The 461-nt window shown below is 32.5% G+C and carries 1 protein-coding gene (running past one end of the window); it reads right to left on the bottom strand.

The features are described from left to right. Nucleotides 1–461 carry part of the coding region annotated (locus tag G3997_RS04425; protein WP_296648713.1) for an N-6 DNA methylase on the bottom strand (this coding region is incomplete at its 5' end). Its footprint begins 231 nt before the window's first position, so 461 of the 692 annotated nt are shown.

The following is a 461-nucleotide window of genomic DNA, read 5'->3' as shown; positions in this document are numbered from 1 at the left end:
ATATCCATCTTCATTTTGCCAAGCTATATAAGTATTAGCTATCTTTTTTATATCCTCATCACTTAATTCTCTTARCCTTCTATTTACCATATCACCCATTTTACGAGCATCTATAAATAAAGTTTGTCCTTTRTGCTTTTTATCTCTATTAAAGAACCATATACATACAGGTATACCAGTAGTGTAAAATAACTTATCAGGTAATGCTACTATACAATCTACTAAATCATCTTCTAATATTTTTCTTCTTATATCKCCTTCWCCAGAAGTATTAGACGATAATGAACCATTGGCAARTACTACTCCTGCCTTACCTTTTTGACTTAGTTTATCTAACATATGCTCTATCCATCCATAGTTAGCATTTCCTTGAGGTGGTGTTCCCCATTTCCATCTAGCATCATCTACTAATAATGGTTGTCCCCARTCACTTTGGTTAAATGGTGGATTTGCTAGTATAT

Source organism: Romboutsia sp. 13368, assembly GCF_018336475.1.
Taxonomy (GTDB): domain Bacteria; phylum Bacillota; class Clostridia; order Peptostreptococcales; family Peptostreptococcaceae; genus Romboutsia.
Note: the sequence above shows the minus strand (reverse complement) of the source record. Positions and strands in the feature narration are given on the sequence as shown.